General features: G+C 41.0%; 1 protein-coding gene. It reads left to right on the forward strand.

Translation table 11 applies throughout. From position 1 onward, the window contains the following. Window positions 1-112: 112 nt before the first annotated feature. Window positions 113-1,279 carry an IS30 family transposase gene (locus QP439_RS08865; RefSeq protein ID WP_261042971.1) on the forward strand — a complete coding sequence of 389 codons (1,167 nt, stop codon included), beginning with the start codon at window positions 113-115 and terminating at the stop codon, window positions 1,277-1,279. Window positions 1,280-1,530 lie beyond the last annotated feature (251 nt).

The raw sequence follows: 1,530 nt of genomic DNA on the forward strand, positions 1-1,530 counted from the left end.
GGTAACTTCTCAAAGTAACTTCCACTTGCCTGACCAAAGTGGAAATTAGTCTAAAACGGATTTTTATGGTGGAATTAAGTGTGAGACGTTTGAGTTAGAAATGAGGCTCACTATGACAAAACATAAACACCTTACCCTTTCAGACCGTAATGATATCCAATTAGGCTTAGAGCGCAGTGAAACCTTCAAAGCTATTGGACAATCCATTCTAAAAGACCCGACTACTGTTTCTAAAGAAGTCAAACGAAACAGACAAATCCGAGAGTCTACATGCCATAACCTTCCTTGCCCTCTACTCGACAAAGCTCCCTTTGTCTGTAACGTCTGCCCTAAAAGAAGACAAAATTGTGGCTATAAGAAGATTTTCTACCTCGCTAAGCAAGCTCAAAAACAGTACGAACAAACTCTTATCGAAGCTCGTGAAGGAACTCCTCTCAATTCCAAGACCTTCTGGGACATGGACAAAGTCATTTCTGATGGTGTTAAAAAGGGCCAACACATCTATCATATCCTCAAAACTCACAACCTTGATGTCAGCTCCTCAACCGTCTATCGACACATCCGAAAAGGATACCTATCTATCGCTCCTATTGACCTAGCCAGAGCCGTTAAATTCAAAGAAAGACGGAAAAGTAAGCTACCTTCCATCCCTAAAGAAGCTAAAAAAGGCCGTTCCTATGAGGATTTCCAAAATTATTTGGCTCTTAAGCAACTGAACTCTTGGCTGGAAATGGACACCGTTATGGGCAGGATGGGAGGTAAAGTCCTACTCACCTTCAACCTGTCTTTCTGTAACTTTATCTTCGCTAGACTTCTGGATAATAAAACTGCCCTTGAGGTTACCAAACACCTCTATGACATCAAGAACACTCTTCACCAAGCGGACAAAGATTTCTTCCAACTCTTCCCTGTCATCCTGACAGATAATGGTGGAGAGTTTGCCAGGGTTGATGACATCGAAATGGATGTGCGAGGAGAGAGTAAACTCTTCTTTTGTGACCCTAATCGCTCTGACCAGAAAGGGAGAATTGAGAAAAATCACACGCTGATTCGCGACATTCTACCTAAGGAAACTTCTTTTGACAACTTAACTCAAGAGGACATCAATCTCGTTTGTTCGCATGTCAACAGTGTCAAACGTGCTGCTTTGAATGGAAAGTCAGCCTATGAACTCTTTGCCTTTACTTACGGAGAAGAGATTCCTAAACTTCTAGGTATTTCTAAAATACCTGCAGAAGACGTCTGTCAGTCGTCTAAATTACTCCAACATAAGTTCTAAAAACTAACCTTTAACCGCATTCAAACGTCTCACACTAACTTCCACCATAGCGGAACTTAATCTGAAACGCTTTCAGATGAGGGGATTTTGTGCGCTCTTTTTTCTATTCATTTTGGCTACAAAAACGATGAAATCAAGTATTAGTAAAACCAGTGGAACTTACCCTGACACGGATTTCCACTGGTTTTTACGATTTTTATCAGACTAACTTCCACTTGGATTAACGGTGGAAGTTAGTTTGGGAATTTAGC

The organism is Streptococcus sp. UMB1203, from assembly GCF_030217725.1.
Classification (GTDB): Bacteria; Bacillota; Bacilli; order Lactobacillales; family Streptococcaceae; genus Streptococcus.